This window comes from Ruminococcus sp. OM06-36AC (genome assembly GCF_003438725.1).
Taxonomy (GTDB): Bacteria; Bacillota; Clostridia; order Oscillospirales; family Ruminococcaceae; genus Ruminococcus_C; species Ruminococcus_C callidus.
The window spans coordinates 1-1,747 of record NZ_QSTT01000059.1 but is presented as its reverse complement, the minus strand read 5'-3'; the positions used below and the strand labels follow the sequence as shown (position 1 = coordinate 1,747).

Below are 1,747 nucleotides of genomic sequence, written 5' to 3'. Positions count from 1 at the left end.
TTAGAATGGCTGTACAGCCTTTGTGAAACCATCGGCGGTTCGGCAAATGTGCGTCTGGATGGAAATAAACTGAAATGCAACCTGTTTTCCGGAACAGACCGCAGTTTGTTTCAGGATGAAAATCCCCACATTGTGTTTTCCGATGCATACAACAATCTGCTGTCCTTTTCCTATGCTGCGGATGATGCGGTGCAGAAAAACTTCGCCTATGTGCTGGGCTGCGGCGAAGGCAATGCCAAAAAACGCACGACATTCTGTTCTGGTGCAGAGCCAACTTACCTTGACCGATATGAGGTGTATGTAGACGAGCGAAACACGGCACAGGAAGAAGATGTGACCGATGCGGAATATCTGGAAATTTTGAAAAGCAGCGGTGCGGAACATCTGGTACAGCCGAAAACGGCATCGGAATCCGCCATCGCTGCTTTTTCCACCCAGTATCAGTACAACAAGGATTACTTTGTGGGCGACTATGTGACTGTGGAACAGAAACGCTTTGGTTTGATTCAGACGAAAATACAGCTGATTGGCATGGTGGAGAGCTTCGACCAGAACGGCAGAAGTCTGACCCCGACTTTCAAAGAAACGGAGTGATATTCATATGTCTTTTTCCTATGGATTTTTTAACGCACAAAACCTCGACCGGGTGTATACCGCAGAGGATTTCACCGCATATTTGTCCAGCCTGATTTGCAACGGGATTCTGGATACTTACCGGCAGTGCTTTGCACCAACGGTCAAAAATTTATCCGTTACATTCGGCACGGGCAAGGCGTGGATCGATGGACACTACTTTATCAGTGATACCCTGCATACCATCGACCTTTCTTCCTATGTAGATGAATCTCTAAATCGTTATGTAGCAATCGGAATCTACTGTGATCGTTCCACACGCACCTGTGGGATTCGTGTTCTGGCAGGTACAGCAGCCACCAGTCCAACCATTCCCGCCTTTACCAACAACAATGTGACGACTTATCTGACTTTAGCAGTTGTAAGACTGCGTGCCGGAACGACAAGCATTCTGGATTCCGACCTGACAGACTGCCGTGCAGATGAAAGCAAATGCGGATACTGCAAGTGTATTCTTGGTAAGTGCAGAGTAACAGAGATGCTCTCAAAAATGGCAGAGAATCAGGCATCTCTGGAGGAACTGCAAAAACGGCTGGATGCAATGAACAGTCAGATTTCCGAACTGCAAACCAAGGTAGATGACTTGATTGGCGGTGATATTCTAAAAAGCGGACAATGCGGTGAAAACGTCTACTATGTTCTCTATGACAACGGCAAACTGCTGCTGCGTGGCACGGGTGCAACATACGACTATACTTCTCACGATTCTGTGTTTTATCAAAACGATCAGATTAAGGAAATCGTACTTAGCAATGGCATTACTGGCTTGGGCGATTGTCTGTTCTATCATTGTGCCAATGCGAAAACGGTATCTCTGCCGGCTACACTGACCAGCATTGGCGATTCTGCTTTTGCACAGGAAGATGCTGCAATCGGCTATACCGCTGGTCTGACTTCCGTTACGATTCCGCAGGCGGTTACTGCAATTCAGTCGTTTGCATTTCAGCACACTGCCATTGCAGAAGTCACTGTGCCTGCCAACGTGAAAACATGGGGAAAGTATGTTTTCAGCGACTGTACAAAGCTGAAGATTGCCCGTATTGCGTGTGATTCCATTGGCTCTTTTGCGTTTACAAGATGTACAGCATTGTCCAGCCTTACCATTTCTGCGAAT

General features: G+C 47.1%; 2 protein-coding genes. Both read left to right on the top strand.

The annotated features are described in order from the left end of the window. Positions 1 to 594 (top strand): siphovirus ReqiPepy6 Gp37-like family protein (locus DXB92_RS13100; protein WP_181977093.1); only part of this gene is annotated, 594 nt, incomplete at its 5' end. A 7-nt stretch (positions 595 to 601) separates the two neighbouring features. Continuing rightward, positions 602 to 1,747: leucine-rich repeat domain-containing protein (locus DXB92_RS13095; RefSeq protein ID WP_147330082.1), on the top strand; the 1,146-nt coding region annotated here is incomplete at its 3' end.